This is a genomic window from Janthinobacterium sp. SUN120 (assembly GCF_030397735.1).
In the GTDB taxonomy this organism is placed as follows: Bacteria; Pseudomonadota; Gammaproteobacteria; order Burkholderiales; family Burkholderiaceae_D; genus Janthinobacterium; species Janthinobacterium kumbetense.
Genome location: NZ_JAPUBW010000004.1, coordinates 41,990 through 66,862, shown reverse-complemented (window position 1 = coordinate 66,862; position 24,873 = coordinate 41,990). Strand labels below are relative to the sequence as shown.

Here is a 24,873-nt window from a genome sequence, read left to right as displayed (position 1 = left end):
TGCGGCAGCGAATTTGTAGATTGCGAAGAATACATGGGTATCAAAGTCAAAAGTATCGGCCTGATCGGTCTGGGCGTCCTGGCCGGCATCGGCATGTCGCTGCAGTTCCCGGCCGTGGCGCAAAAAATCACGAATGCCCCGCTGCCGCTCGACGAGCTGCGCCAGTTGTCCGACGTCTTCGGCTTGATCAAGTCCGATTACGTCGAGAAGGTGGAAGACAAGAAACTCTTGACGGAAGCCATTTCCGGCATGGTCTCGTCCCTGGACCCGCACTCCGTGTACCTGGATAAAAATGCCTTCAAGGAAATGCGCGAAAGCGTGCAAGGCAAGTTTGTCGGCATCGGCATCGAAGTGAGCATGGAAGACGGCTACGTGAAAGTCGTCTCGCCCATCGAGGACAGCCCTGCCGCCAAGGCCGGCATCCTAACGGGCGACCTGATCACCCGCCTCGACAATATCCCGCTGAAAGGCTTGCAGCTGGAAGAGGTCATCAAGAAGATGCGTGGCCAGCCGGGCACCAAGCTGGTGCTGACGATGTCGCGCAAGGGCGAAAGCAAGCCGCTGGTCTTTCCCATCGTGCGCGAGGAAATCCGCGTGCAAAGCGTGAAGGCCAAGATGGTCGCGCCCGGCTATGCCTGGCTGCGCATCGCCCAGTTCCAGGAACCGACCGTCGATGACATGGTCAAAAAGATCAACGCGCTGTATGCGCAAGACCCCAAGCTCAAGGGCCTGGTGCTGGACTTGCGCAACGATCCCGGTGGCGTCGTGCCGGGCGCCATCGGCGTGGCGACAGCGTTTCTTCCGGGCAATTCCGTGATCGTTTCCACCAAGGGCCAGTTGCCCGAGTCGAAACAGGTGTTTTATGGCCGCCGCGAATTCTATGCGGCGCCCGGCGTCAAGGCCGACCCGCTGGCCAAGTTGCCGGCCGCGCTGAAAACCGTGCCGCTGGTGGTGCTGGTCAACGCCGGTTCCGCGTCCGCCTCGGAAATCGTCGCCGGCGCCCTGCAGGATTACCAGCGCGCCACCGTCATCGGCACGCAGACGTTTGGCAAGGGTTCCGTGCAAACCTTGCGCCAGATCACGGCCGACACGGCCGTCAAGCTGACGACGGCCCGCTACTACACGCCGAAAGGCCGGGCCATCCAGGCGCGCGGCATCGTGCCCGACTTGCTGGTCGATGAAACGGCCGAAGGCGATGGCTGGAACAGCCTGCGCATCCGCGAGGCGGACCTGGAAAAACACTTGAGCAGCAACGATGGCAAGCCGGAAGCGGCCAAGCCGACGATGGAAGGCATGCAGGATCAGCTGGAAGAAGAGCAGCGCCTGATCGCCACGGCGAAAAAGCGCAAGCCGCTCGAATACGGCGCCAAGGACGATTTCCAGCTGCAGCAAGCCTTGAACCACTTCCAGGGCTTGCCGGTGCAGCTGGCCAAGGTCGATGCGAAGGTGGAGAAGATCGGCGCCAAGCCGGAAATCGCTTCCGACATCAAGGCGGACGACAAGAAGATTCCTGTGCAAAAACCGTAGTCGCCGCCATGAACGACAATCAGCTGCTGCGCTATTCGCGCCACATCCTGCTGGACCAGATCGGCATCGAAGGCCAGCAAGCCTTGCTCGACGCGCATGTGCTGGTGATCGGCGCGGGCGGACTCGGCTCGCCCGCGGCCATGTACCTGGCCGCCAGCGGCGTCGGCAAGCTGACCCTGGTCGATGACGACACGGTCGACCTGACCAATCTGCAGCGCCAGATCGCCCACACCACGCAGCGCGTGGGCCAGCCGAAAGTGCTGTCGGCGCGCGAAACCTTGACCGGGATCAATCCCGAGATCGATATTGTCGCCTTGCAGGAGCGCCTCGACGGCGCGCGCCTGGCCGAACTGGTCTGCTCTGCCACGGTGGTGCTCGACTGCACCGACAACTTCGCCACGCGCCACGCCGTCAACCGCGCCTGCGTGGCGGCCAGGGTGCCGCTGGTGTCGGGCGCCGTGATCCGTTTCGACGGGCAAGTGAGCGTGTTCGACCCGCGCACGGGCACGCAACCGTGCTATTCCTGCCTGTTTCCGCAGGAACAGCAGTTCACGGACGAGGCGTGCTCGACCATGGGCGTGTTCGCGCCGCTGGTGGGCGTGGTGGGCGCCATGCAGGCGGCCGAAGCGCTGAAACTGATCATGGGCGTGGGAGAGTCCTTGGCCGGACGGCTGCTGCTGCTCGACGGCTTGCACATGGAATGGAGCAGCATGCGCGTCGCGCGCGACCCCGGCTGCGCCGTTTGCGGCGAAGTGGTCTTGCCGGCCTGACAGCCCCCGCACAAATTTTTCCCTATATGACAGGCTTTGTCATATTTCCGCTTTATACTCTGCACTCATTACTCACCTTCTTCTCTCTTTCTTATGCAAAACGCAGCAAACCATCCGATACGCCAGCGCCGCGCGCGCGGCTTCACTTTGATCGAAATCATGGTCGTGGTGGTGATCATGGGTATCCTCGCGTCGCTGGTGGTGCCCAAGCTGATCGCCCGCACGGGCGAGTCGAAAGTGGCGGCGGCGAAAGTCGATATCGCTACCGTGATGCAAGCCTTGAAACTGTATCGCCTGGATAACCAGCGCTACCCGACCACGGAACAGGGCTTGCAGGCGCTGATCGAGAAACCGACCACGGGACCGGCCGCGAATGGCTGGAAGGCGGGCGGTTACCTGGAAAAGATGCCGAAGGACCCATGGGGCAACCCGTACCAGTTCCTGTCGCCGGGCGTGAAAGGCGAAGTCGACATCATTTCGCTGGGCGCCGACGGCCAGCCTGGCGGTAGCGGCGACGATGCCGATATCGGTTCCTGGGAACTGTAAGTTTTCCATTGCATGCCAGCCATGACCACCGGTCGCGCACCGCCCCGGCCACGCGCCAGCGGCTTCACGCTGATCGAATTGCTGGTGGTGATGGTCATCATCGGCGTGACCCTGGGCCTGGTGTCGCTGAACGCCATGCCGAATGGCCAGCAAGCCTTGCAAAAGGAAGCCGAACGCATCGCCCTGCTGCTGCAGCTGGCGCGCGATGAAGCCATCGTGCGCAGCCGGCAGGTGGCGTTCGAGGCTGACGAAAATCAATACCGTTTCCTGGTCCTCAATGAAAAGCTGTGGCAACCCGTGACGCAGGACGATTTGCTGCGCGAGCGCGCGTTTGCCAACACGCCCATGCTGCTCAGCGTGCAGCCCTCGAACAGCGTGGCCCAGCCGCTGCGCATCATCTTCGGCCGCGAACCGGTCGACAAGCCTTTTGTCCTGACCCTGGCCAGCGGCGAGCGCAGCGTGGCCATCCGCGCCGACGGCATCGGCCACTTCACGGTCGAGCAATGATGCGGCTCCCACGTCATGGCCGCCAGCGCGGCTTCACTTTGCTGGAAGTCCTGGTCGCCCTCGTCATCGTCGGCACGGCCCTGGGCGCGTCCTTGCGCGCCGTCGGCAGCCTGACGCAGAACAGCGACGGCTTGCGCAGCGCCATGATGGCCACCTGGTCGGCGGAAAACCATTTGGTGCGGCTGCGCCTGGCAAAGACGTTCCCGCAGACGGGCAAGCGCACGGTCGACTGCCCGCAGGGCGATTTAAAACTCATTTGCGAGGAGGAAGTGGTGGCCACGCCGAATCCCCGCATCCGCCAAGTGCGCGTCAACGTGTATGACGCACAGTACCCGGCCCGGCGCATCGTGCGCCTGGTCTTGCTTTCCTTTAACGACTGATGGCGCGCCGTCCTCTCCCTGCCGCGGGTTTTACCCTGATCGAGCTGCTCGTGGCGATCGGCATCCTGGCCATGGTCGCCGTGCTGGGCTGGCGCGGCCTGGACAGCATCATGCGCTCGCGCGAAGTGCTGACCAGCCAGCTGGAGCAGGCGCGCGGCATGCAGCTGGCGTTTGCCCAGATGCAGAGCGATTGCGACCACCTGGCCGGCGCCGGGCTGAACAACAGCCTGCTGAACGGCCGCATCAACCTGTCGGCGGAAAACGACCGCCTGACCCTGGTGCGCCTGGCCGCCTCGGAACAGGAGCCGCAACAGTTGCAAGTGGTCACTTACCGGCTGCGCGGCGGCGTGCTGACGCGGCGCGAGTCGAACGGCACGCGCGACCTGGCCGTGCTCGACACCCTGTGGCAGGCGGCGCGCGACGATACCGATACCTCCAGCGCCGACGTGGCCCTGATGCAGGGCGTCGACAGCATGGTCATGCGCGGCTGGAGCAATGGCGCCTGGAACGTGCTGACGGCGGGCGCCACCATCTCCACCCAGGTGCCGGGCCTGGAAGTGACCTTGCAAATGCCGGGCCAGGACGCGGGCCTGTCCAAAGTCTTTTTATTGGGACCGGGATGACGCGCTTCAAGTTCCCCTCGCGCCAGCGCGGCGTGGCCGTCATCACGGCCTTGCTGCTGACGGCGCTGGCCATCACCGTCGTCGCCAGCCTGTTCTGGCAGCAGCAGGTGCAGGTGCGCTCGATGGAAAACCAGCGCCTGCGCCTGCAGACGCAGTGGGCCATGCGTGGCATGGTCGACTTCGCCCGCTTCTGGTTGCGCCAGGACAATCCCATGCTGACGGCGCTTGATGGCGTATGGGCCACGCCCATCGAGGAAGCGCGGCTCGACGATTACGTGGACCGCGAAAAGGTCGACACGGAAAAATTCGACGCCACCGTCTCGGGCCGCGCGCTCGATGCGCAGGCGCGCTTCAATATCACCAACCTGGTCGACGTCACGGGCGCCATCAATCCGAAGCAGGTGCTGGCCTACCAGCGTTTATTGTCCAACATGAAGCTCGACAGCGGCCTGGCGCAAGCGACGGCCGATGCCGTGCTGCGTGCGCGGCCGAAGCCGCGTACCGCCAGCGGCACCGACGGCAAGACGCCCGCTGCCACGCCCGCCACGGGTGGCAGCAGCGAGCCGGTGGCGTTCACGCAAGTCGAGGATTTGCTGGCCGTGCCCGGCTATACGCCGCAAATGATCGAGCAGCTGCGCGATGTCGTCATCATCTTGCCCGAAATCACGGGGGTCAACGTGAACACGGCGCCGGCCGAGGTGCTGGCGGCCGTGACGATGATGTCGCTGTCCGAGGCCAGCGCCCTGACTTTGAGCAATCCGCGCAAAAAATTTGTTGATTTGGCAAACTTCAAGAATAATATTGATGCGAAGCAAGTGATTGAAGGTATCGAGCTTGACGTGAAGAGCCGCTATTTCCTTACCGTCATCCGCGTGCGGCTGGATCGTGCCGCCCTTGATGCCGTGGCGCTCATCAATCGAAAAACGGATCCGCAGCGCACCACCAGCCTGGTCTGGTTGCGGGAAAATTAACAGCTGAAAGCGAGTCACTTTGACAATATTGTATATCCGTCACCCGGCCAAGGCCTCCACCGACAGCGCGCCGGCCTGCTCCTTCGTGCTGGCCGGCGACGGCGGCGCCCTGTTGCAGCAGGGCAGCGCGCCGCTGGGCAGCCTGGGCCAGCTGATCGCCGGCGCGAAGCAGGTGGTGCTGCTGCTGGCGGCGGCCGACGTGACCCTGCTGCGCCTGAAAACGCCGCCGCTGGCCGGCGCCCGCTTGCGCGCGGCCTTGCCGGGCCTGGTGGAAGAACACATTCTCGGCGACACCCAGGATTGCCTGCTGGCCGCCGGCGCGCCCGACGCTGCCGGCATGCGCACGGTGGCCGTGGCGCAGCGCGCCTGGGCCGAGGTACTCGTGAAAGCCTTGCTGGCGCAGGGTGCGCGCAAGGTGGCGCTGCTGCCATCGCAGCTGTGCCTGCCCTTGCAGCCGGGCAGCGTGACGGCTGCCCTGCAAGCCAGCGGCGATGGCCTGGAACTGGCCTTGCGCCAGGCGCCGCAAGAGGGCCTGGGGCTGGTGTTGCCGGCCCAGCCGCAGCAGGCCTTGCTGACGACGCGCGCGTTTGCCGGCGATGTGCCCCTGACGGTCTACGTGGCGCAGGCCGAGCTTGCGCAATATCAACAACTGGCCGCCGGCATGGACGGCGTGACGGTGGAAGCGGACCACTGGGCGCACTGGATCGCCGGCGCCAAAGGCGCGGGACTGGACCTGGCCGTTTCCCTGGGTACGGCGACGGGCTCGGCCACCGAATGGCGCCGCTGGCGCTGGCCGCTGCGCCTGGCGCTGCTGGCCGTGATCGTCAACCTGGCCGGCATGAATATCGAATGGATGCGCTTGAAGCGCGAGGCCGCCACCGTGCGCACCTCGATGCAGCAAACCTTCAAGGCCGCGTATCCGAACGAAACGCCCGTGTATGGCCTGGAAGCAGAGCAGATGCGGCGCAATATCGCCGCCGCCCGCCTGCAGGGCGGGCAAGCGAGCATGGATGACTTCACCAGCATGAGCGCGGCGCTGGGCGAGGCGCTGGGCGGCCTGGCCGGGCGCGGCGTGGTGGCCTCGCTGGAATACCGCGAGCGCAGCCTGATCGTCAAGCTGAAACCGGACATGGTCGACGCCAGCGCCCAGGCGCAGGTGCGCGACGGCCTGGCCGCGCGCAAGCTGGCCTTGAATGAAACGGCGCCGGGCGTGTGGAAGATCACGCCGGCCACGGGAGCAAAAACATGAGTACAGCAGTCAACAAGGCGCGCGCCGTGTGGGCGGGGCAGCAGCAGGCCGTGCAGGCCTTCTGGGCCGAGCGCACGCCGCAGGAGCGCAAGCTCTTGAGCATCGGCGGCGTGGTGGCGGGGCTGGCCCTCGTCTACGCCGTATTCTTCGAGCCGGCCTGGACGGGCCGCATCGCCTTGCAAAAGAGCTTGCCCGAGCTGCGCCAGAACGCGGCCCAGCTGCAGGCGCTGGCCCGTGAAGCGGGCGAGCTGGCGCGCCAGGCGCCCGTGCAGGTGGCAAGCATGAGCCGTGACAGCCTCGACGCGTCCCTGAAGGCGCGCGGCCTGGCGCCGCAATCGCTGTCGCTGACGGGAGAGTACGCGCGCGTGCAATTGAACGGCGTGCCGTTCGCCAGCGTCATGCTGTGGCTGGACGGCTTGCGCCGCGAAGGCCGCGTGGCGGTGCAGGAAGCGAAGATCACGGCGCAGGGCAAGGCGGGGCTGGTCGACGCCAGCCTGACCCTGCACCAGAGCCCGGGCGCGGCGCGATGATGCGCCTGCTAGGCTGGCTGCTGGCCATCATCGTCAGCGTCTGCGTCACCCTGCTGGTGTTTTTCCCGGCCGGCTGGGTCGCCAGTCTCGTGGAAAAGCAGACGGGCGGACGTTTGACCTTGGGCGACGCGCAAGGTACCCTGTGGCGCGGCTCGGCCTTTATCGGCGGAGCGGCCAGCGCGAATGGCGCCGTGACGCCGCTGCTGCCGGGGCGCTTCAGCTGGCGCATTTCGCCGTCCGTGCTGTGGGGATCGGTGGACGTGGAATTGCAGAATGCGCAGGCGCTGTCGCAGGCCGTCAATTTGCGCGGCTCGTGGTCGCACTGGCAAGTCAGCCCGGCGGCCCTGCTGCTGCCGGCCGACGGCCTGGGCGGCCTGGGCGCGCCCTTGAATACCGTGGCGCCGACGGGCAGCATGCGCCTGTCGTGGAGCACCTTGCAGCTGGCGCTGGAAAAACAGCAGTTTTCCGCCATCGGCCGCACGACCCTGCAGATGACGGACATGGCTTCGCGCCTGTCGTCCTTGCGTCCGCTGGGCAGTTACGAGCTCGATTTCGATTGGCAGGGGCAGCAGGCGACGTTGACCTTGCGCTCCATCAAAGGACCGCTGCTGCTCGACGGCAGCGGCAGCCTGCAACAGGGGCGCATGCAGTTTTCCGGCCAGGCCCAGGCCGCAGCAGGATATGAAGAGACCTTGGCGAGTTTGTTGAATTTGCTGGGACAGCGCCGTAGCAATAGCGAAAAAAACATCATCGCCTTAGAGTTCAGACAATGAAAAAACCATCCGTGAGCCCCCATACCTTCTCCTTTTCGCTGCGCCGCCTGTCGGCCGCCGCCTTGCTGTGCTGTTCCGTGGCCGGCATGCCGGCGCCCGTCTGGGCCGCGCCCGGCGATGAAGCGGCGCTCAATTTCGTCGGCGCCGACATCGAATCCGTGATCAAGGCCGTGGGCCATTACACCAACATCAATTTCGTCATCGACCCGCGCGTCAAGGGCACGATCACGCTGGTGTCGGAAAAATCGATCAGCAAGACGCAAGCCTTCGCGCTGCTGGCCTCGGCCCTGCGCCTGCAGGGCTATGCGGTGGTTTCCGGCGACGGCTATGCGAAAGTGGTGCCGGAAGCGGACGCCAAGCTGCAATCCGTGCCGACCCAGGTGGGCAACGGCAGCAGCCAGGTGAAGGGCGACCAGATCGCCACCCAGGTGTTTTACCTGAACTACGAATCGTCGGCCAACCTGCTGGCCGTGCTGCGCCCCCTGATTTCGCCGAACAACACGATCAATGCCAACCCGGGCAACAACTCGCTGGTGATCACCGATTACGCGGATAACCTCAAGCGCCTGGCGAAGATCATCGCCGCGCTCGACGTGCCCGCCTCGACGGACCTGGATGTGATCCCCGTGCGCTATGCCATCGCTTCCGACCTGGCCTCGATGGTGAATAAACTGATGGAAGGCGGCAATGCGGGCGGCGCCGCAGGGGCCGACGCGGGCAAGGTATCCGTGCTGGCCGACCCGCGCACCAATTCGCTGGTGCTGCGCGCGCCGTCGGCGGCGCGCGCCAACCTGGCCAAGTCGCTCATTTCCAAGCTGGACCAGCCCACCACGCAGCTGGGCAACGTGCACGTGGTGTACCTCAAAAATGCGGACGCCACCAAGCTGGCGCAGACCCTGCGCTCGGTGGTGACGTCGGACGGCACGGCCGCTTCGGCGCAGCAGCCGGGCAACAACAGCCTGAATACGAATAACCAGAACAACCAGGGCGGCGGCATGAACACCACTGGCCTGGGCGGCAATACGCAAAGCGGCACCACGGGCGGCGCTTCGCTGAGCAACGGGCCGCAGCAGCTGTCCTCGGGCGGCGCGGCAGGCTTCATCCAGGCCGACGCCTCCACCAATACCCTGATCCTGACGTGCAACGAGGCCGTCTACCGCAACCTGCGCGCCGTGATCGACCAGCTCGACGTGCGCCGCGCCCAGGTCTACATCGAGGCGCTGATCGTCGAAGTGACGTCGGCCAAGGCCTCCGAGTTCGGCGTGCAGTGGCTGGGGCTTTCCGGCGACAGCAGCAGCAGCTACCGCGTGGGCGCGCTGCAGTCGTTCGCCGGCGGCACGGACAACAATATCGCCAAGCTGGCGCTGGGCGGCGGCAAGGTGCTGCCGACGGGCGGCCTGACCCTGGGCATCTTCAAGCAGATCAACGGCGCGCTGGGCCTGGGCGCCGTGGCGCATGCGCTGGAGTCGGACGGCAACGCGAACATCCTGTCGACGCCGAACCTGATCACCCTGGACAACGAGCTGGCGACCATCAAGGTGGGCCAGAACGTGCCTATCCTGACGGGCCAGTACACCAGCACGGCCGGCACCAACACCAACCCGTTCCAGACCATCGACCGCAAGGAAGTGGGCCTGACCCTGAAGGTGCGTCCGCAGATTTCCGAAGGCGGCACGATCAAGCTGGGCATCTATCACGAGACGTCGAGCGTGGACAAGTCCACGTCGACGGCCGTCAGCGGCATCACCATCAACAACCGCGTGATCGAAAACAATGTGCTGGCCGACGATGGCCAGATCATCGTCCTGGGCGGCCTGATCGAGGACAGCACGGGCGACAACGCGGAAAAAGTGCGCGGCCTGGGCGACATTCCCCTGATCGGCAACCTGTTCAAGTACCAGACGCGCGAGCGCAAGAAAACCAATCTGATGATCTTCCTGCGCCCCGTCATCGTGCGCAACAAGGAGCAGAGCGGCAGCCTGGCGGCCGACCGCTACGACTACATGCGTTCGGCCGAGACGGCCGCCGTGCCGGCGTCGGGCAATCTGATGCTGAAAGACCTGGGCACGCCCGTGCTGCCGGCCCTGCAGGATGGCCAGCCGGTGGGCGGCAGCATGGTGACGCGCCCCGTGCCGCCGGCGCCGACGCCGCCGCCAGGCGCGCCGGCCAACGCGGCCACGCCGCCGCAGTCGCTGTTGCAGCAATATCAGCAACAGCCGCAGCAGCCGCAGAAGTGATGGGACAGTCATGAGTAATCTGCTTCCCTACGCCTACGCGCGCGATTTCGGCTTGCTGGCCCGGCCCGGCGCCGTCGACGGCGCCCCCGTCGAGGTGCTGGTGGCCGCGTCGACGGCACCGGCGGCGATTGCCGAAGTGTCGCGCCGTTTCGGCCAGATCCAGCTGACGGTGCTGCCGCGCGGCGACCTCGATGCGGCCATTGCCGGCGCCTACGCGGGCGGCGGCGGCGACGCGTCGCAGATGGCCGATGAATTCGACGCCGACCTGGATTTGACAAAACTGCTGCAGGACGTGCCGGCCATCGAGGATTTGCTCGAATCGTCCGACGACGCGCCCGTCATCCGCATGATCAACGCGCTGCTCACGCAGGCGCTGCGTGAAGGCGCCTCCGACATCCACATCGAGCCGTTCGAACAGACGTCCGTCGTGCGCTTCCGCATCGACGGCAGCCTGCGCGACGTCGTGCGTCCCAGGAAAGCCATCCACGGTTCGCTGATTTCGCGCATCAAGATCATGGCGCAGCTCGACATCGCCGAAAAGCGCTTGCCGCAGGACGGCCGCATCACCCTGCGCGTGGGCGGCAAGCCCGTCGACGTGCGCGTCTCGACCCTGCCCACCGGGCATGGCGAACGGGCCGTGCTGCGTTTGCTGGACAAGGAAGCGGGGCGCCTCGACCTGCAGCACTTGGGCATGAGCGCGCCCATGCTGGGGCAGTTCGACGGCCTGATCACGCAGCCGCACGGCATCGTGCTCGTCACGGGCCCTACCGGCTCGGGCAAGACGACGACCCTGTACGCGGCGCTGTCGATGCTCAACGCCACCACCACGAACATCCTGACGGTGGAAGACCCGATCGAGTACGACCTGGCCGGCGTCGGCCAGACGCAGGTCAATCCGCGCATCGACATGACATTTGCCAAGGCGCTGCGGGCGATTTTGCGGCAAGATCCAGATGTGATCATGATCGGCGAGATCCGCGACCTGGAAACGGCGCAGATCGCCGTGCAGGCATCCTTGACGGGTCACCTGGTGCTGGCGACCCTGCATACGAACGACGCGTCGGCAGCCGTCACGCGCCTGCTCGACATGGGCATCGAGCCGTTCCTGCTGTCGTCGTCGCTGCTGGGGGTGCTGGCGCAGCGCCTGGTGCGCAAGCTGTGCGGTTCCTGCAAGACCTTCGACGGCCAGTACTGGCAGGCGGTCGGCTGCGAGCATTGCGGCCAGACGGGCTACCAGGGCCGCGTGGGCGTGTATGAGCTGCTGCGCACGACGGAGCAGATCCGCGCGCAGATCCACAACCGTGCCTCGGAAGCGGAAGTGCGCGCCGTGGCCCTGCAGGACGGCATGACGAGCATGCGCGACGACGGCGAACGCTGGCTGCGCGACGGCACCACCACGCAGGCCGAGTTGCTGCGCGTGACCAAAGACTAGGCCCGCCACCATGCCCGCATTCCGCTATGAAGCCGTCGACGCGCAAGGCGCCACCCGCAAGGGCGTGCTCAATGCCGACAGTCCCCGTTCCGCGCGCGCCGAGTTGCGCGTGCAAGGCCTGGTACCGCTGGCCGTCGAGCCGATCGCCGCGCAGGTCGACGCCGCCGGCGTGACCAAACGGCGCGGCTTCGGCGAGCGCCTGTCGAGCACCGAGCTGGCCCTGTTTACGCGCCAGCTGGCCAGTTTGCTGGAAGCGGGCCTGCCGCTGGAGCAGGCGTTTTCCGCGCTGCTGGAACAGGCCGAGCGGCCGTATCTGCGCGATTTGATCGCCTCGATCCGCTCGGAAGTGATCGGCGGCGCCGCGTTTTCCGACGTGCTGGCGCGCCATCCGCGCGATTTCGCGGAAATTTACCGGGCGCTGGTGGCGTCGGGCGAGCAGATCGGCCATTTGTCGCGCGTGCTCTCGCGCCTGGCCGACTATATCGAGCGGCGCAATGCGCTGGTGCAGAAGGTCAAGCTGGCATTCACGTATCCGGCCATCGTCACGGTGGTGGCGTTTTCCATCGTCATTTTCCTGCTCACCTATGTGGTGCCGCAGATCGTCTCCGTATTCGCCAATACCAAGCAGAAGCTGCCCATGCTGACGGTGATCATGCTGGCGCTGTCGGACTTCGTGCGCAACTATGGCCTCGTCGTGGCCGTGATCCTGGCCGGCGCCTGGTTCGCCTGGCGCCGCGCGCTGCAGCAGCCGGCCCTGAAGCGGCGCTGGCATACCTGGCTGCTGACGGCGCCCTTGTATGGAAAATTCGAGCGTAGCCTGAACACGGCGCGCTTCGCCAGCACCCTGGCCATCACCACGGGATCCGGCGTGCCGATCCTGCGCGCGCTCGACACGAGCCGCGACACGCTCACCAACGTGGCGATGCAGGAACTGGTGGCTGACGCCAGCGGCGCCGTGCGCGAGGGCGTCAGCCTGGCGCGCGCGCTGTCGGCGCAAAAGCATTTTCCGCCCATGCTGATCCACATGATACGCGCGGGCGAAATCACGGGCGAGTTGCCGGCCATGCTGGAGCGCGCCGCCAGCGCGCAGGAGCAGGATCTGGAACGCCGCACGCTCACCATCGCCGGCCTGCTGGAACCGGCCCTGATCCTCGCGATGGGCGTGGTGGTGCTGCTGATCGTGCTGGCCGTGCTGATGCCGATTATCGAAATCAATCAGCTTGTAAGATAAGTATCCAAGGAAGCCATGAAGCGTTTGCCTCAAGTTACAAGTTTGCTCGCCGTCGTGGCGCTGTCCGTGTCGCTGGCCTATTGGGCCATGCAGCTGTTCAAGGCGCCGCAGCGTCCCATCAATCCGCCCCCCAATCCGGTGGTGCAGGATGCCAGCATGGAGGCGGGCGCTTCGCTGTTCGGCGGCCAGGTCAGCGTGGCCACGGCCAGCAACTACCAGCTCAAGGGCGTGGTGGCCGCCGGTAATGGCCGCGGCAGCGTGGCCATCATCTCGACCGATGGCAAGCCCTCCGTCGCCTTGCCGGAAGGTGCCGAAGTGGTGCCCGGCGTGACGGTGCTGGAAGTGCATGCGCGCCACGTGCTGCTGCGCGACGGCGGCGTGAGCAAGCGCATCGACCTGGTGGCCGACGATAAGGCGCTGGCCTTGCCGGGGCAGGTGTCCGCCACCCCAGCGCCGGCCGCGGCCCCAGCGCCGGCCACGAACCTGGTGCCGCCGCCGCTGCCGATGGAGCAGCAGCGGCCGGCGACCATGATGCCGGCGCCGCAAGTGAGCAGCGTGCCGCCGCCGAATTAACGCTGTTTTTATCGTATTTTGCCGATGGCGCCATGCCGCCATTGCCACAGGAGTCTTCATGTTCTCGATTCGTGCCGTCCTGGCGGGCTGCGTGGCGGCGCTGTGCGCCTTGCCGCCGGCTGTCGCCGCCGTTCCCGCCGCCCCCACTACCTCCGCCGCCACGCCGGCCGTTCCCGCACCCGTCGCGGCGCGTCCGCGCATCGCCCTGGTGCTGTCGGGCGGCGGCGCGCGCGGCCTGGCGCATATCGGCGTCTTGAAAGTGCTGCAGGAGCTGCATGTGCCGATCGACATGGTGGTCGGCACCAGCATGGGCGGCGTGGTGGGCGGCGCGTATGCGGCCGGCGCCTCCGTGGCGGACCTGGAAAAGATGGCGCGCGAGACCAACTGGGCGCGCGTGGTGGCCGACCGGCCGCCGCGCGACGAACTGGCGTTCCGCCGCCGCGAGGAAGATTTGTTGCTGCCGTCGCGCATCGAGTTTGGCACCAGCCGCAACGGCATTTCCACGCCGCCGTCGGCGGCCAGCAATGCGGCGCTGGAAATGGCCTTGAACCGGCTGCTGCCGGCCGGCATGCGCGACCGCCCCGCCAGCCAGCTGCCGCTGCCTTTTCGCTCGGTGGCGTCGGACCTGGTCAATGGCGAACTGGTGGAACTGGTCGATACACCCCTGTTCCTGTCGATGCGCGCCTCGCTGGCCGTGCCGGGCGTGTTTGCCCCCGTACGCGTGAATAACCGGCTGGTGGTCGATGGGGGCCTGGTGCGCAACCTGCCCGTCGACATGGCGCGCGCCATGGGCGCCGACATCATCATCGCCGTCAACGTGGGCACGCCGCTGGCGCCGGAAAAAGAGCTGGGCAGCGCCATCGGCGTGGCGCAGCAGATGCTGCAAATCCTCACGGAACAGAATGTGCAGCGCTCGCTCAAGGAGCTGCAGCCGCAGGATATCCTGGTGGCGCCGGATTTGACGGGCGTCAGTTTCCTCGACTTTGAAAACTATGCGCGCGCCATGCGCGCCGGCGAGCAGGCGGCGCAGGCCCTGGCCGCCCGCCTGGCGCCGCTGGCCCTGCCGCCGGAACAGTATGCGGCGCGCGAGCAGCTGCGCCTGGCCGCGCCGGCCCTGCTGGACGTGGCCCTGCCGCTCACGCGCCTGGCCGTGGAGAGCGAGGGCGATATCAATCCGCGCATCCTGCAGGCGCAATCGGGCCTGGTGGAAGGGCAGTCGATCAGCCAGGAAGATGTGCTCAAGGCGGCGACCAAGCTGTATGGCCGCGGCGACGTGGCGCGCGTGGAGACGGAAGTGGTCGATTCCGGCGACCAGCGCGCCGTCACCATCAAGGCCGTCGAAGCGCCGTGGGCCAGCAGCCGCCTGCGCGTGGGCCTGGAAGTGGGCAGCGATTTCAGGGACAGCAATACCTTTGCCCTGAAGCTGCTGCATGTGCGCTCGAATCTGAACAGCTGGGGCGGCGAATTGCGCAGCATGGCGCAGATCGGCACCACGCGCAATTTCGGGGTGCAGTACTGGCAGCCGCTGGGCGCTGGCAACCCGTGGTATATCGCGCCGTCGATCCAGTACAGCTCGCAGGCGGTCGACCTGTTCGACAAGGGACGGCGCAGCGCGCGCGTCGCTTACAGCGGCCAGGGCGCCAGCCTGGTGCTGGGACGCCAGTTCGGCTTCTGGGGCGACCTGCAGTTCGGTGTCTCGCGCAGCGAAGTCAAGGCCGGTGTCAGCATCCCGGCCGACCCGGCCTACCCGCAGGAGCGGGCGCTGGGCACCAACCAGTTCGTCCAGTTCCGCGTCGATACGCTCGATTCGCCCGGTTTCCCCACGCGCGGCGTGCTGTTTGACGCCACCTGGACGCGCGCCTCGACCACGGGTTCGGGCGAGACGGGCCTGGGGCGTTCCGCCATCACGGGCCTGAAGGCCTTTGGCCGCGGCAATTGGGCTGGCCATGTGTATGGCGAATGGGCGCGCGCGCAGCGCGGCGAGGCGCCACTCAGCCTGGGCGGCTTCCTGCGCCTGTCCGGCACGCAGTTCGAATCGGTGACGGGGCGCAGCGTGGCCCTGGCGCGCTTCGTGATGGCGCGTCGCATCGGTTCCCTGCCCAGCACCCTGGGCGGCGCCGTGCGGGCCGGCTTTTCGCTGGAAATGGGCGGCGGCTTCGATCAGAGCGAGCACTGGAAATCCACCAAATTCACGCAGGCCAGCAGCGCCTTCATCTCCGTCGATACGCGCTTCGGTCCCGTGTACGTGGCGTCGGGCGCATCGAAGGGCGGCGAGAGCACGCTCTACCTGTTCCTGGGACCGGTCTGGTAGGGCGCGGCGGACGCCGTACTGCGGCGCAGGGCCGTGAAGGCGGCAAATTCCCATGAGCGAAAGCCCAGCAGCAGGGTAAAGCCGTCGCGCTCGGCGGGGGCCAGGCGGCGGTCGTTCTGGTGCAGGCGCGCCAGTTCCTCGGCCAGCTGGCGGATCTTTTGCACCAGCTCCTGCGCGCTCGACAGCGACAGGCGCGCCGGGATGCACATCAGGGTTTCGCCGGCGCCGTCAAAATGCCCGCTGAAATAATCGGCCACCACGTGTTCGCGGAAGTACTGCTGCACCGGGCCGTCGGCCAGCCAGTGGAAGGCGTTCGAGACGCGCAGGCTATAGCGGTTCAGCGGCTTGAGCTCGATCAAGCCCAGGCGATCCAGCTCCGCCAGGCAGCCGATGCATTCGGCTTGCGTCAGCGCATACGTTTCCACCACCTGTTCCAGGCTCCAGTGGCCCAGGCAGCAGATCGCCACCAGCAGCAGGCGCGGATGCGCCACCAGCGACTTTTCCTGCACCAGGGTGAGCGTGTCGGCATGCGGCGTGATGTCGGCTGCGCCGCGCAGCACGTCTTCCATGGCGATGCCCGAGGCCTTGCAGATCAGGGCCAGGCGCGACAGCGACATGTCGTGTTGGCCAAACATGCGCTTGACGCTCGATTCGCTCATGCCGATGCGTTCGGCCAGCACTTTATAGGTGATGCCGGCGGCGCGCAGTTGCGTGCGCAGCACGCGCAAAACCAGTTCGGGTGAACTCACGGATATCCTTTTTGATAAGTTTGGTAGCGGGTAACGGTACCGAATGTAGCCCTTAATGGCACTTTGCACAAGGTGATAGTACTTTACGGCAAAAGAGATGACACTCCCGCTTGTGGCTCGCACGGCGCGCTACAACCAGGCAACTCATCCACTTGTAGAGGTTATTCATGTCCTTCAAATTACGTTTCCCCGCAGCGCTGCTGGCGCTGGCCGCCATCGCTCCCTTGCATGCATCGGCAGCCGATCCTGCGCCGGGCCCCATCTACATGGGCGCCAGCTATGGCTTTCGCGCCAGTACCGGCCTCGACTGCGTGCCGGGACAAAACGATTGCGACAAAAGCAGCAAGCGCAACGGCAAGGCCTACGTGGGTTACAGTTTCGACGCGCTGCCGTTTCAGGGCGGCGTGGCCCTGCCTTCGATTGAGCTGGTGGGGTATATGGGCGGCGAAGTGAAGTCCGGCTTCGACACGGGCGCCGGCCGGCGCGCGGGCCGCGGCAAGTTCACGGGCCTCGGCATGCAGGGCGTGCTCGGCTACCAGTTTGACGCGTTCACCCTGAGCGGCCGCCTGGGCGCGGCTTACACGCAGGGCAAGGTCGATTATCTGGGCGGCGGTTCGGACAAGAAGGACAAGATCGGCCTGACCTATGGCATCGGCGCGGCGTATGCGCTGAACAAGAACTGGGCGCTGCACCTGGACTGGGACCGCGTGCCGGTCAAGTACAGCAGCAAGCAGACGACCAAGGTCGACATGTTTTCGCTGGGCGCGTCCTACCGTTTCTAAGGGGATGCTGCTGCGGCAGAGAGTGGCCTGATGGCGGACGCCCTATGAAAAGGGTGTCCGCGGGCGGCCTATTTGTCTATTTCGACTTTCAACAGCAATTTCGCCAGCAGCCGCTTTTCCTGCTGGCGCTGGCCTGACACGGTCTTGACGTGCGCCCCGGCGGCGCGCTGCAGGGCAGCAGTGGCGACGGGGTTGCGCGGTTTTTGCGAGGGTTCGACGCGGAACTGCATTTTCTGCCGCGTCGCCAATGCCTTGTTTGCCATCGGTCCCCTCCCTGATTACAGCACGTAGCGCGACAGGTCTTCGTTGACCGACAGCGCTTCGAGGCGTTCGTTGACATACGCGGCATCGATCACCAGCAGGTTTTCCGTGCTGCTGCTGCCTTCGCTGGCCGCAAATGACACTTCTTCCAGCAGTTTTTCCATCACCGTATGCAAGCGGCGCGCGCCGATGTTTTCCGTGCGCTCGTTTACCGAGTAGGCGATTTCCGCCAGGCGCGTGATGCCTTCCGGCGCAAATTGCAGCTTCAGGTTTTCCGTCGCCAGCAAGGCTTCGTACTGCATCGTCAGGCAGGCGTCCGTGCTCGTCAAGATGCGCTCGAAGTCCGAGATCGACAGCGATTCGAGTTCCACGCGGATGGGGAAGCGCCCCTGCAGTTCCGGGATCAGGTCCGACGGTTTCGACAGGTGGAACGCGCCCGAGGCGATGAACAGGATGTGGTCCGTGCGGATCATGCCGTACTTGGTATTGACGGTGGTGCCCTCGACCAGCGGCAGCAGGTCGCGCTGCACGCCCGCGCGCGAGACGTCGGCGCCGCCGGACTCCGAGCGCGAGGCGATCTTGTCGATTTCATCGAGGAAGACGATGCCGTTCTGCTCGACGTTCTGGATGGCTTTCTGTTTCAGCTCATCTTCGTTCAGCAGCTTCGCCGCTTCTTCCTCGACCAGCAGTTTCAACGCTTCGCGGATCTTGACCTTGCGCGCCTTCTTGCGCTGTCCGCCCACGCCCGAGAACATGGATTTGATCTGCTCCGTCATTTCTTCCATGCCCGGCGGCGCCATGATTTCCATCTGTGGGCCCGCCTCGGCCAGCTCGATCTCGATTTCCTTGTCATCGAGCTCGCCCTGGCGCAAGCGCTTGCGGAAGGTCTGGCGCGTGCTGTCGCCGCTGCCCGTGTCCACGGCCGCCGCCGTATTCGGCGTGAAGCCGAAGTCGCGCGCCGGCGGCACGAGGATGTCGATCACGCGGTCTTCGGCCGCATCTTCGGCGCGCGCGCGCACCTTCTTCATTTCCAGCGCGCGCGTCTGCTTGATGCCGATGTCGATCAGGTCGCGGATGATGGTGTCGACGTCGCGCCCCACATAGCCCACTTCCGTGAACTTGGTCGCTTCGATCTTGATGAACGGCGCCTCGGCCAGCTTGGCCAGGCGGCGCGCGATTTCCGTCTTGCCGACGCCCGTGGGGCCGATCATGAGGATGTTCTTGGGCGTGATTTCATGGCGCAGGGGCTCGGCCACCTGCTGGCGTCGCCAGCGGTTGCGCAGGGCGATGGCGACGGCGCGCTTGGCCTTGGCCTGGCCCACCACGTGCTTGTCGAGTTCGGTGACGATTTCCGACGGGGTCATGTTCATGATCATAGTTGGCTTTCTATCTTTCTTTTGCGTAGAGTGCCCGAAAAACGTTCAGGGCAAGGCGCTTGGCCGCAGGCAGTACCTTTTTGTACGCCCAGGCCATGCAACGCAGCCATGGGCGTTTTCTCGGGGACTCTTAGTCCAAGGTCTCGATGATGTGGGACATATTCGTGTAGATGCACAGCTCGGCGGCGATGGTCAGCGATTTCTTGACCACCTCGGCCGGCGAGAGCTCCGTGTTTTCCTGCAGCGCCTTGGCGGCGGACTGGGCGTAGGTGCCGCCCGAGCCGATGGCGCCGATGCCGTCTTCCGGTTCCAGCACGTCGCCATTGCCCGTGATGACCAGGGTCGATTCGCTGTCGGCCACCAGCAGCATCGCTTCCAGGCGGCGCAGCACGCGGTCGGTGCGCCAGTCCTTGGCCAGTTCGACGGAGGCGCGCAGCAGGTTGCCCTGGTGTTTTTCCAGCTTGCCTTCGAAGCGGTCGAGCAGGGTGAACGCGTCGGCGGTGCCGCCGGCAAAGCCGACCAGGACCTTGCCCTGATACAACTTACGCACTTTGCGGGCCGTGCCCTTCATGACGATGTTGCCCAGCGTGACCTGGCCGTCGCCGCCCAGGGCGACTTGCTTGCCGCGCCGGACGCAGAGGATGGTGGTGCCGTGAAATTGTTCCATAGTGACCTCAAAAGATTCGTGCCGATGCGTGCAAGGCCATGCGATTGCGCGCCCATGGCTCAAAAGTGGGGATGGAAAAGGCAATTGCAAGCGGCAGTGCTTGCTTCAGTGTAGTCGGCGCGGGACGAAAAAAAAGCACGCAACCGGAGGTCGTGTGCTTTTTTATTCGCCATCGCGGGCCGCCGGGGCGGCCGCGCAAGGGGAGGGCGATCAGTCGCCGTACAGCTTTTGCTTCAGTTCGCGCCGTTGCTGGGCTTCCAGCGACAGGGTGGCGGTCGGACGGGCGATCAGGCGCGGGATGCCGATAGGCTCGCCCGTTTCTTCGCACCAGCCATAGTCGCCGGCGTCGATGCTGGCGATCGATTGCTGCACTTTCTTCAGCAATTTGCGTTCGCGGTCGCGCGTGCGCAGTTCCAGCGCATGCTCTTCCTCGATGGTGGCGCGGTCGGCAGGGTCCGGTACGAGCACGGTTTCACGCAAGTGTTCCGTGGTTTCGCCGGCGTTTTTCAGCAAGTCTTTTTCGAGCTGCTGCAGGCGCGCCTTGAAGAATGCCAGTTGTGCCGGATTCATGTAGTCATCTTCGCTCATGGCGCGAATTTGGTCTTCGCTGATGAGAGGGATGTCTTGGTTGGCGGCCGGGGTCGATTTATTAGTTTTGGTCATAACTTCGCTTACCTTCGATACGACAGAGTTTTCAAATTGATCAGTTGATGCGGCGATACCGAGCAACTGTACAGGTTCCGCTTGGCATTGCTGTCCCGCTGTACTGCGTGCGACCTTGGCTTGCCGGCGAAAGCCAGGACTACCGGCCGGCTAAGGTGCCATGTTGATAACTTTTTACCGCTCTATGCCAGTCGCGCTATGCGCGCGTCAACAGGCGTGTTGGGTGGATCGGTTGCATGCCTGGCATGCGGCCAGCGGCAGTTTGCCAGCATTTCATGACAGGCGAACGACATGGGCCGTTTTCGTCGCTGATTTTGGCACGCTTTGCTTTATATTGCCATCCCGATTTGTTGACTAGCCGATCAGAAACGGCTACTTGTTGGTTTATGCCAGCAAGACGGGTGTCAGACAGCGGGAAAGCGTGCTTAACTTTCCCTTTTGTTTCTGCTTTGCAACGGATACTTTGCAAAACCCGGCTAGTTTATACCAAACATTGTTCGAGTCCGCGAATAAAAATGTCTTTTGGTAGATTCTTGCCAATAAACACCATTTTGCTGCCGCGCACTTCATTTTCGCCCCATTTGGCGCCCAGGTCGCTGCCCATCAGCTGGTGCACGCCCTGGAAGACCACCTTGCGCTCCGCGCCCTGCATCAGCAGCACGCCCTTGTAGCGCAGCATGCGCGGGCCATACACTTGCACCAGGCCGCCGAGGAACTCGTCGAGCTTGGCGCTGTCGAACGGTTGCGTGCTCTTGAAAACAAAGGCGGCGATATCGTCGCTGTGCTGCGCATGGTGATGGTCGGCATGGCCGCAATCGGTGGCGCAGGCGTCGCTGTGCTCATGCTTGTGCTCGTGCTCCTGCGCATGCGCATGGTCGTGCGCATGATCGTGATCATGCACGTGCGCCGTTTCCGTTGCCAGGAAATCCGGGTCCAGTTCCAGCTTTTCATTCAGGTTGAAGCCGCGGATGTCGAGCACCTCGGCCAGCGGCGCGCGGCCGAAATCGACCTTGGCGATGGGCGCGCGCGGGTTGATGCGTTTCAGGCGGCGCGTCAGGATGGCCACGTCGTCTTCACTGACGAGATCGGTTTTCGACAGCAGCAGCTTGTCGGCAAAGCCCACTTGCCGCTGGGCTTCCTCGTACTCATCCAGTTGCTTCATGGCATGACGGGCATCGACTACCGTGATAATAGCGTCGAGCATGTAGTGGCTGCCCACTTCTTCGTCGACAAAGAAGGTTTGCGCCACGGGGCCGGGATTGGCCAGGCCCGTCGTTTCGATGACGACGCGGTCGAACGCCAGCAAACCGGCGTCGCGCTTGCGCGCCAGTTCCGTGAGGCCCACGATCAGGTCGCCCCGCACGGTGCAGCAGATGCAGCCGTTGTTCATCTCGATGATGTGTTCGTTGCTATCCTGCACCAGGATCTCGTTATCGATGTTTTCCTGGCCAAACTCGTTTTCGATCACGGCGATGCGCATGCCGTGCTCTTCCTGCAGTATGCGGTTGAGCAAGGTGGTTTTGCCTGCGCCCAGGAAACCGGTGAGGATGGTGGTTGGAATCAGTGCCATGAGAGATGCCTTGTAATCGGTGGTGCCGCCGCGCAAGCGGAAGAATGCGGACGATTATGCCGGAATTTTGCAAAAGCTTGCAAATGCGCGCCCATCCGCTTGATATGGATCAGGCTGCCCCACCGGCGCCGCTGCCTACTTGAGCTTGGCGCGCGGGTGCGCCTGGTCGTACACGTGCGCCAGGTGCTGGAAGTCGAGGGCCGTGTAGACCTGGGTCGAGGTGATGCTGGAATGGCCCAGCATTTCCTGCACGGCGCGCAAGTCGCCCGACGATTGCAGCACGTGCGAAGCGAACGAGTGGCGCAGCACGTGCGGGTGCACGTTGGCGGGAATGTCCGTCGCCAGCGCGTGCGCCTTCAGGCGCAGCTGCAGCACGCGGGGCGAGATGCGCGTGCCGCGCGTGCTTAAAAACAAGGCAGCGCTGCCGTCGGCCGCTGGCGGGCGCACGCCCAGCCAGGCGGTCAGGGCCACGAGGGCCGCCTTGCCGACGGGCACCTTGCGCATCTTGTTGCCCTTGCCCGTGACGATGACTTCGAAGCTGGCCATGTCGAGCCAGCCCAGCGAGGCGGGCTGGCCGCCGTCGGCCCTGCAATAGTGGATGTCCAGGCTGGTCAGTTCGGACACGCGCAAGCCGCTCGAGTACAGCAGCTCGAACATGGCGCGGTTGCACAGCTGTTCCGGTTCGGCGGCGCCTTGCTGGTGTTGCGCGGGCGCCACGAGGCGCACGGCATCGTCCACCGACAGGGCTTTCGGCAAGGTCTTAGCCCGCTTGGGGGCGCGGATGCCGTCGACGGGATTGGCGTCGAGCGGGGTCTCGCCGCTGAGCCAGTTGAAAAAGCCCCGCCACGACGACAGCTTGCGGGCGATCGAACGCGGGTCGAGGCCGCCGGCGTGCAGCTTGGCCGTGTAGCGGCGCACTTCATTGTGCGCCAGCGCCGTCCAGGGCGTACTGCCGCTCAGTTCCAGCAAGGCGCGCAAGTCGCGCCCGTAGGCGTCTAGCGTATGTGGCGACAGCTTGCGCTGCGTGGCCAGCTGCGCCAGATAGGCGTCGAGCCAGTCAGCCTTGCCGCGCGCCTCCTTCATGGCGTGCTCAGGCAGGCGTGCCGGCACGCAGTGCGGCCAGGGCGGCGCTGGCCGTGGCGCCGATATGCACGAGGAAGTCCGTGCCCATGCTCGAGGTAAAGCGTTCGCTGTCAGGCGAGCCGAGCACCAGCAAGCCGAAGGTGCCCGTGGTGTTCGGGGCGCGCAGGGCGATCATGACGGTCGATTCGATCTTATCGGCCTGCAACCAGTGCACGGCTTCGAAATCGCGGTTGCTGCCGCAGTACGGCGCTTGCAGGCTGTTGGCGAACATGCGCACGTCGGCCGTCACATCTTCCGTGAACCAGCCGTTGGCGTGTTCCGGCAACACTTGCCACAGGCGCAGGCTGACGCAGGGCACGTCGAAATTGCTTTGCAAGGCGTCGACCAGCACGCGCGGCATGTCCGCATCGTTGCGCACTTGCAGCATGGCCTGGTTCCAGCCGTGGAATTTGCTGGCGATGTCGCCATTTTCCTCGGCCAGGCGGCTCAGCTTGGACATGCGCAGTTCCAGCGCCTTGTACTTGTCGCGCATCACTTCCATCTGGCGCTCCTGCAGCGAGATGGTGCGTCCCGTCAGCGGGCTGCTCAGCTTGACCTCACCGAGCAGGGCGGTATGCTCTTCGAAGAAATTCGGGTGCTCGCTCAGGTACTGGGCGACGGTGCTGGAATCGAGTGTGGCGGTCATTGAGAATATCTGTCAGTGAAAGTTGAACACTTCATTCTAACCGAGAGTGCGGCGGCATAGGCGCAAAGGGGACGGCGTCGATGCATTTTCCGCGCACGCATGAAAAAAGCGGCATGGTTGCCCATGCCGCCTTGCATTCTTAGCTCAGCAATCACCCGTGAAGGGTGACCGGCCGGGCATTAGAAGTTGTGGTGTACGCCGATGCCGATGTAGTTGACGGTTTTCGCAACGGTGTAGTTGAGGCTATTAGGAGCTGCTGCTTTCTTGTTCGAAATATCCGCGTACAGGTAGGTGCGTTTCGACAGATTGTAGTCATAGCCCAGCGATGCTTGCTTGGTTTTGACGACGCCATCTGGCGTTTTTTGACCGTAACCGGCGCGGATCTTGCCTGGGCCGACGTCATAGTTGGCGCCCAGCACCCACGATTTGGTATCGGTGTTGATGATCTTGAAGTTGCCATCATCCTGATGCTGGTACGACGCCATCAGTTTCAATTCCTTGATCGGATTGAACGATGCTGCAACCGACCACAGTTTGGCTTGCACGCCATTGCGTTCGTAAGCGGCCATGGCGGCGAATTGCTCGTTGGTATAGGTCGCCGAGATCGAGTATGGATTCGATGCTGGTACCGCGTTGCCCAGTAATGCATAGTTACCCGAGGCAAACGTTATTGGGTTGACCGGCGGACGCGCTGGGACGGCGGTATTGTTATTCGCTTCCTTGGCGGCCACGGTGGCGTTGAACTGGAAGCCGCTGATGACTGGCGAGTTGTAGAATACGGCGTTCGAGAAGCGGTTACGCGAGTTGCCATCCGCGCTCAGTGGATCGCTGGTGTAGGCGGCCACGGTCAGGTCGGTCTGGAAACCGGCTTGCGTCGGCATGCCCGACCATGGTTCGAACGCGGTGCTCGATTCCTGGAAGGCGGTCAGGCCACGGCCCAGGCGTACGGTACCGAAGTCGCCTTGCAGGCCGACGCGGCTTTGACCCTGGAACAGCGGACGGGAGTTGCTTTCCAGCGTGCCCGTGTCGGATTCATAGCGAATTTCCAGTTGGAAAATAGCTTTCAAGCCATTGCCCAGATCTTCCGTGCCCTTGAAGCCCAGTTTGTTGTTGTCGCGCTTGGTGACGGCGGTGGTCGAACCCGTCGCTTTGCCCAGGCCTGCATCGATCGTGCCGTAGATTTGGACGGACGACTGCGCTTGTGCGGTTGCGGCAAAGGCGCCGAAGAGTGCGAGGGCAACGAGTGATTTTTTCATGTCTTATTCCCTATTAAAAGTGAGTTCCGTCCGAGATCCGAGCAGATTGAAATGCGCTAACTGTCGCGTTTCGATGAATGAACCTTAATTCGTCGGCGCGCAAGACGTGCGGGATTGGTCA

General features: G+C 64.5%; 25 protein-coding genes. 16 read left to right on the top strand and 9 right to left on the bottom strand.

Annotated elements, in window-relative coordinates; genetic code table 11:
• The first annotated feature begins 33 nt into the window (after window positions 1-33).
• The 15 genes from O0879_RS20870 to O0879_RS20800 all read left to right on the top strand — a co-directional run bounded on the left by O0879_RS20870 (window position 34) and on the right by O0879_RS20800 (window position 15,660).
• Window positions 34-1,527, top strand: coding sequence for a S41 family peptidase (locus O0879_RS20870; protein ID WP_289918528.1), 1,494 nt, complete (start codon window positions 34-36; stop codon window positions 1,525-1,527).
• 8 nt (window positions 1,528-1,535) lie between these two features.
• Window positions 1,536-2,297, top strand: coding sequence for a molybdopterin-synthase adenylyltransferase MoeB (gene moeB, locus O0879_RS20865; RefSeq protein WP_289899572.1), 762 nt, complete (start codon window positions 1,536-1,538; stop codon window positions 2,295-2,297).
• A 93-nt stretch (window positions 2,298-2,390) separates the two neighbouring features.
• On the top strand, window positions 2,391-2,843 hold the full coding sequence (gene gspG / locus O0879_RS20860; protein WP_035823835.1) for a type II secretion system major pseudopilin GspG: 453 nt from the start codon (window positions 2,391-2,393) through the stop codon (window positions 2,841-2,843).
• 12 nt (window positions 2,844-2,855) lie between these two features.
• Window positions 2,856-3,350, top strand: coding sequence for a GspH/FimT family pseudopilin (locus O0879_RS20855; protein ID WP_051959291.1), 495 nt, complete (start codon window positions 2,856-2,858; stop codon window positions 3,348-3,350).
• Entirely contained in the window at window positions 3,347-3,730 is a 384-nt protein-coding gene (gspI, locus tag O0879_RS20850) for a type II secretion system minor pseudopilin GspI (RefSeq protein ID WP_034783570.1), read from the top strand. Before O0879_RS20855 ends, gspI begins: the two co-directional genes overlap by 4 nt.
• A complete protein-coding gene (locus O0879_RS20845; protein WP_289912451.1) occupies window positions 3,730-4,353 on the top strand; it encodes a prepilin-type N-terminal cleavage/methylation domain-containing protein in 624 nt (207 codons plus the stop codon). The genes gspI and O0879_RS20845 overlap by 1 nt, the downstream gene beginning before the upstream one ends.
• Window positions 4,350-5,324, top strand: coding sequence for a type II secretion system minor pseudopilin GspK (gspK, locus tag O0879_RS20840; protein ID WP_289905859.1), 975 nt, complete (start codon window positions 4,350-4,352; stop codon window positions 5,322-5,324). The genes O0879_RS20845 and gspK overlap by 4 nt, the downstream gene beginning before the upstream one ends.
• Window positions 5,325-5,343: 19 nt before the next feature.
• Window positions 5,344-6,573: a type II secretion system protein GspL gene (gene gspL, locus O0879_RS20835; RefSeq protein ID WP_289918526.1), complete on the top strand. Its 1,230-nt coding sequence runs from the start codon at window positions 5,344-5,346 to the stop codon at window positions 6,571-6,573.
• Window positions 6,570-7,103 (top strand): type II secretion system protein M, encoded by a 534-nt coding sequence (locus O0879_RS20830; RefSeq protein ID WP_289918524.1) that lies wholly within the window; start codon window positions 6,570-6,572, stop codon window positions 7,101-7,103. The genes gspL and O0879_RS20830 overlap by 4 nt, the downstream gene beginning before the upstream one ends.
• Window positions 7,100-7,876, top strand: a complete 777-nt coding sequence (locus O0879_RS20825) for a type II secretion system protein N (protein ID WP_099665801.1) — start codon at window positions 7,100-7,102, stop codon at window positions 7,874-7,876. Before O0879_RS20830 ends, O0879_RS20825 begins: the two co-directional genes overlap by 4 nt.
• The gene (gene gspD / locus O0879_RS20820; protein WP_289918522.1) at window positions 7,873-10,113 is read left to right on the top strand and encodes a type II secretion system secretin GspD; all 2,241 of its coding nucleotides are present in this window, start codon (window positions 7,873-7,875) and stop codon (window positions 10,111-10,113) included. The genes O0879_RS20825 and gspD overlap by 4 nt, the downstream gene beginning before the upstream one ends.
• 10 nt (window positions 10,114-10,123) lie before the next feature.
• Window positions 10,124-11,545 (top strand): type II secretion system ATPase GspE, encoded by a 1,422-nt coding sequence (gene gspE / locus O0879_RS20815; RefSeq protein ID WP_077398708.1) that lies wholly within the window; start codon window positions 10,124-10,126, stop codon window positions 11,543-11,545.
• 10 nt (window positions 11,546-11,555) lie between these two features.
• Complete coding sequence (gene gspF / locus O0879_RS20810; protein WP_099665799.1) at window positions 11,556-12,776, top strand: type II secretion system inner membrane protein GspF; 1,221 nt, start codon at window positions 11,556-11,558, stop codon at window positions 12,774-12,776.
• Window positions 12,777-12,791: 15 nt separating this feature from the next.
• Window positions 12,792-13,349, top strand: coding sequence for a type II secretion system protein N (locus tag O0879_RS20805; protein WP_289918521.1), 558 nt, complete (start codon window positions 12,792-12,794; stop codon window positions 13,347-13,349).
• A 58-nt stretch (window positions 13,350-13,407) separates the two neighbouring features.
• Window positions 13,408-15,660 (top strand): patatin-like phospholipase family protein, encoded by a 2,253-nt coding sequence (locus O0879_RS20800; protein ID WP_289918519.1) that lies wholly within the window; start codon window positions 13,408-13,410, stop codon window positions 15,658-15,660.
• On the opposite strand, the gene O0879_RS20795 is transcribed toward O0879_RS20800, so the two are convergent.
• The gene (locus tag O0879_RS20795) at window positions 15,633-16,409 is read right to left on the bottom strand and encodes a helix-turn-helix transcriptional regulator (RefSeq protein WP_180278646.1); all 777 of its coding nucleotides are present in this window, start codon (window positions 16,407-16,409) and stop codon (window positions 15,633-15,635) included. The two genes, O0879_RS20800 and O0879_RS20795, sit on opposite strands and share 28 nt — an antisense overlap.
• A 167-nt stretch (window positions 16,410-16,576) precedes the next feature.
• On the opposite strand from O0879_RS20795, the gene O0879_RS20790 reads away from it, so the two are divergent.
• On the top strand, window positions 16,577-17,191 hold the full coding sequence (locus O0879_RS20790) for an outer membrane beta-barrel protein (protein ID WP_099665796.1): 615 nt from the start codon (window positions 16,577-16,579) through the stop codon (window positions 17,189-17,191).
• 68 nt (window positions 17,192-17,259) lie between these two features.
• On the opposite strand, the gene O0879_RS20785 is transcribed toward O0879_RS20790, so the two are convergent.
• The 8 genes from O0879_RS20785 to O0879_RS20750 all read right to left on the bottom strand — a co-directional run bounded on the left by O0879_RS20785 (window position 17,260) and on the right by O0879_RS20750 (window position 24,752).
• On the bottom strand, window positions 17,260-17,454 hold the full coding sequence (locus O0879_RS20785; RefSeq protein WP_099665795.1) for a hypothetical protein: 195 nt from the start codon (window positions 17,452-17,454) through the stop codon (window positions 17,260-17,262).
• Between the two features lie 15 nt (window positions 17,455-17,469).
• Entirely contained in the window at window positions 17,470-18,822 is a 1,353-nt protein-coding gene (gene hslU, locus O0879_RS20780) for an ATP-dependent protease ATPase subunit HslU (RefSeq protein ID WP_289912446.1), read from the bottom strand.
• Between the two features lie 136 nt (window positions 18,823-18,958).
• Entirely contained in the window at window positions 18,959-19,495 is a 537-nt protein-coding gene (gene hslV / locus O0879_RS20775; RefSeq protein ID WP_099665794.1) for an ATP-dependent protease subunit HslV, read from the bottom strand.
• A gap of 210 nt (window positions 19,496-19,705) precedes the next feature.
• On the bottom strand, window positions 19,706-20,158 hold the full coding sequence (gene dksA / locus O0879_RS20770; protein ID WP_034753066.1) for an RNA polymerase-binding protein DksA: 453 nt from the start codon (window positions 20,156-20,158) through the stop codon (window positions 19,706-19,708).
• Between the two features lie 481 nt (window positions 20,159-20,639).
• Window positions 20,640-21,728, bottom strand: coding sequence for a GTP-binding protein (locus O0879_RS20765; protein ID WP_289918516.1), 1,089 nt, complete (start codon window positions 21,726-21,728; stop codon window positions 20,640-20,642).
• A 135-nt stretch (window positions 21,729-21,863) separates the two neighbouring features.
• The gene (locus O0879_RS20760; RefSeq protein WP_289918859.1) at window positions 21,864-22,811 is read right to left on the bottom strand and encodes a tyrosine recombinase XerC; all 948 of its coding nucleotides are present in this window, start codon (window positions 22,809-22,811) and stop codon (window positions 21,864-21,866) included.
• Between the two features lie 7 nt (window positions 22,812-22,818).
• Window positions 22,819-23,496: a DUF484 family protein gene (locus O0879_RS20755; protein ID WP_099665791.1), complete on the bottom strand. Its 678-nt coding sequence runs from the start codon at window positions 23,494-23,496 to the stop codon at window positions 22,819-22,821.
• A 179-nt stretch (window positions 23,497-23,675) separates the two neighbouring features.
• Window positions 23,676-24,752: a porin gene (locus O0879_RS20750; RefSeq protein WP_289918514.1), complete on the bottom strand. Its 1,077-nt coding sequence runs from the start codon at window positions 24,750-24,752 to the stop codon at window positions 23,676-23,678.
• Between the last annotated feature and the right edge of the window lie 121 nt (window positions 24,753-24,873).

Bases quoted from the DNA above. Each gene is read 5' to 3' on its own strand.
- O0879_RS20870 (WP_289918528.1), top strand. From the start codon at position 34: ATGGGTATCAAAGTCAAAAGTATCGGCCTGATCGGTCTGGGCGTCCTG.
- moeB (WP_289899572.1), top strand. From the start codon at position 1,536: ATGAACGACAATCAGCTGCTGCGCTATTCGCGCCACATCCTGCTGGAC.
- gspG (WP_035823835.1), top strand. From the start codon at position 2,391: ATGCAAAACGCAGCAAACCATCCGATACGCCAGCGCCGCGCGCGCGGC.
- O0879_RS20855 (WP_051959291.1), top strand. From the start codon at position 2,856: ATGCCAGCCATGACCACCGGTCGCGCACCGCCCCGGCCACGCGCCAGC.
- gspI (WP_034783570.1), top strand. From the start codon at position 3,347: ATGATGCGGCTCCCACGTCATGGCCGCCAGCGCGGCTTCACTTTGCTG.
- O0879_RS20845 (WP_289912451.1), top strand. From the start codon at position 3,730: ATGGCGCGCCGTCCTCTCCCTGCCGCGGGTTTTACCCTGATCGAGCTG.
- gspK (WP_289905859.1), top strand. From the start codon at position 4,350: ATGACGCGCTTCAAGTTCCCCTCGCGCCAGCGCGGCGTGGCCGTCATC.
- O0879_RS20830 (WP_289918524.1), top strand. From the start codon at position 6,570: ATGAGTACAGCAGTCAACAAGGCGCGCGCCGTGTGGGCGGGGCAGCAG.
- O0879_RS20825 (WP_099665801.1), top strand. From the start codon at position 7,100: ATGATGCGCCTGCTAGGCTGGCTGCTGGCCATCATCGTCAGCGTCTGC.
- gspD (WP_289918522.1), top strand. From the start codon at position 7,873: ATGAAAAAACCATCCGTGAGCCCCCATACCTTCTCCTTTTCGCTGCGC.
- gspE (WP_077398708.1), top strand. From the start codon at position 10,124: ATGAGTAATCTGCTTCCCTACGCCTACGCGCGCGATTTCGGCTTGCTG.
- gspF (WP_099665799.1), top strand. From the start codon at position 11,556: ATGCCCGCATTCCGCTATGAAGCCGTCGACGCGCAAGGCGCCACCCGC.
- O0879_RS20805 (WP_289918521.1), top strand. From the start codon at position 12,792: ATGAAGCGTTTGCCTCAAGTTACAAGTTTGCTCGCCGTCGTGGCGCTG.
- O0879_RS20800 (WP_289918519.1), top strand. From the start codon at position 13,408: ATGTTCTCGATTCGTGCCGTCCTGGCGGGCTGCGTGGCGGCGCTGTGC.
- O0879_RS20790 (WP_099665796.1), top strand. From the start codon at position 16,577: ATGTCCTTCAAATTACGTTTCCCCGCAGCGCTGCTGGCGCTGGCCGCC.
- O0879_RS20785 (WP_099665795.1), bottom strand. From the start codon at position 17,454: ATGGCAAACAAGGCATTGGCGACGCGGCAGAAAATGCAGTTCCGCGTC.
- hslU (WP_289912446.1), bottom strand. From the start codon at position 18,822: ATGAACATGACCCCGTCGGAAATCGTCACCGAACTCGACAAGCACGTG.
- hslV (WP_099665794.1), bottom strand. From the start codon at position 19,495: ATGGAACAATTTCACGGCACCACCATCCTCTGCGTCCGGCGCGGCAAG.
- dksA (WP_034753066.1), bottom strand. From the start codon at position 20,158: ATGACCAAAACTAATAAATCGACCCCGGCCGCCAACCAAGACATCCCT.
- O0879_RS20765 (WP_289918516.1), bottom strand. From the start codon at position 21,728: ATGGCACTGATTCCAACCACCATCCTCACCGGTTTCCTGGGCGCAGGC.
- O0879_RS20760 (WP_289918859.1), bottom strand. From the start codon at position 22,811: ATGAAGGAGGCGCGCGGCAAGGCTGACTGGCTCGACGCCTATCTGGCG.
- O0879_RS20755 (WP_099665791.1), bottom strand. From the start codon at position 23,496: ATGACCGCCACACTCGATTCCAGCACCGTCGCCCAGTACCTGAGCGAG.
- O0879_RS20750 (WP_289918514.1), bottom strand. From the start codon at position 24,752: ATGAAAAAATCACTCGTTGCCCTCGCACTCTTCGGCGCCTTTGCCGCA.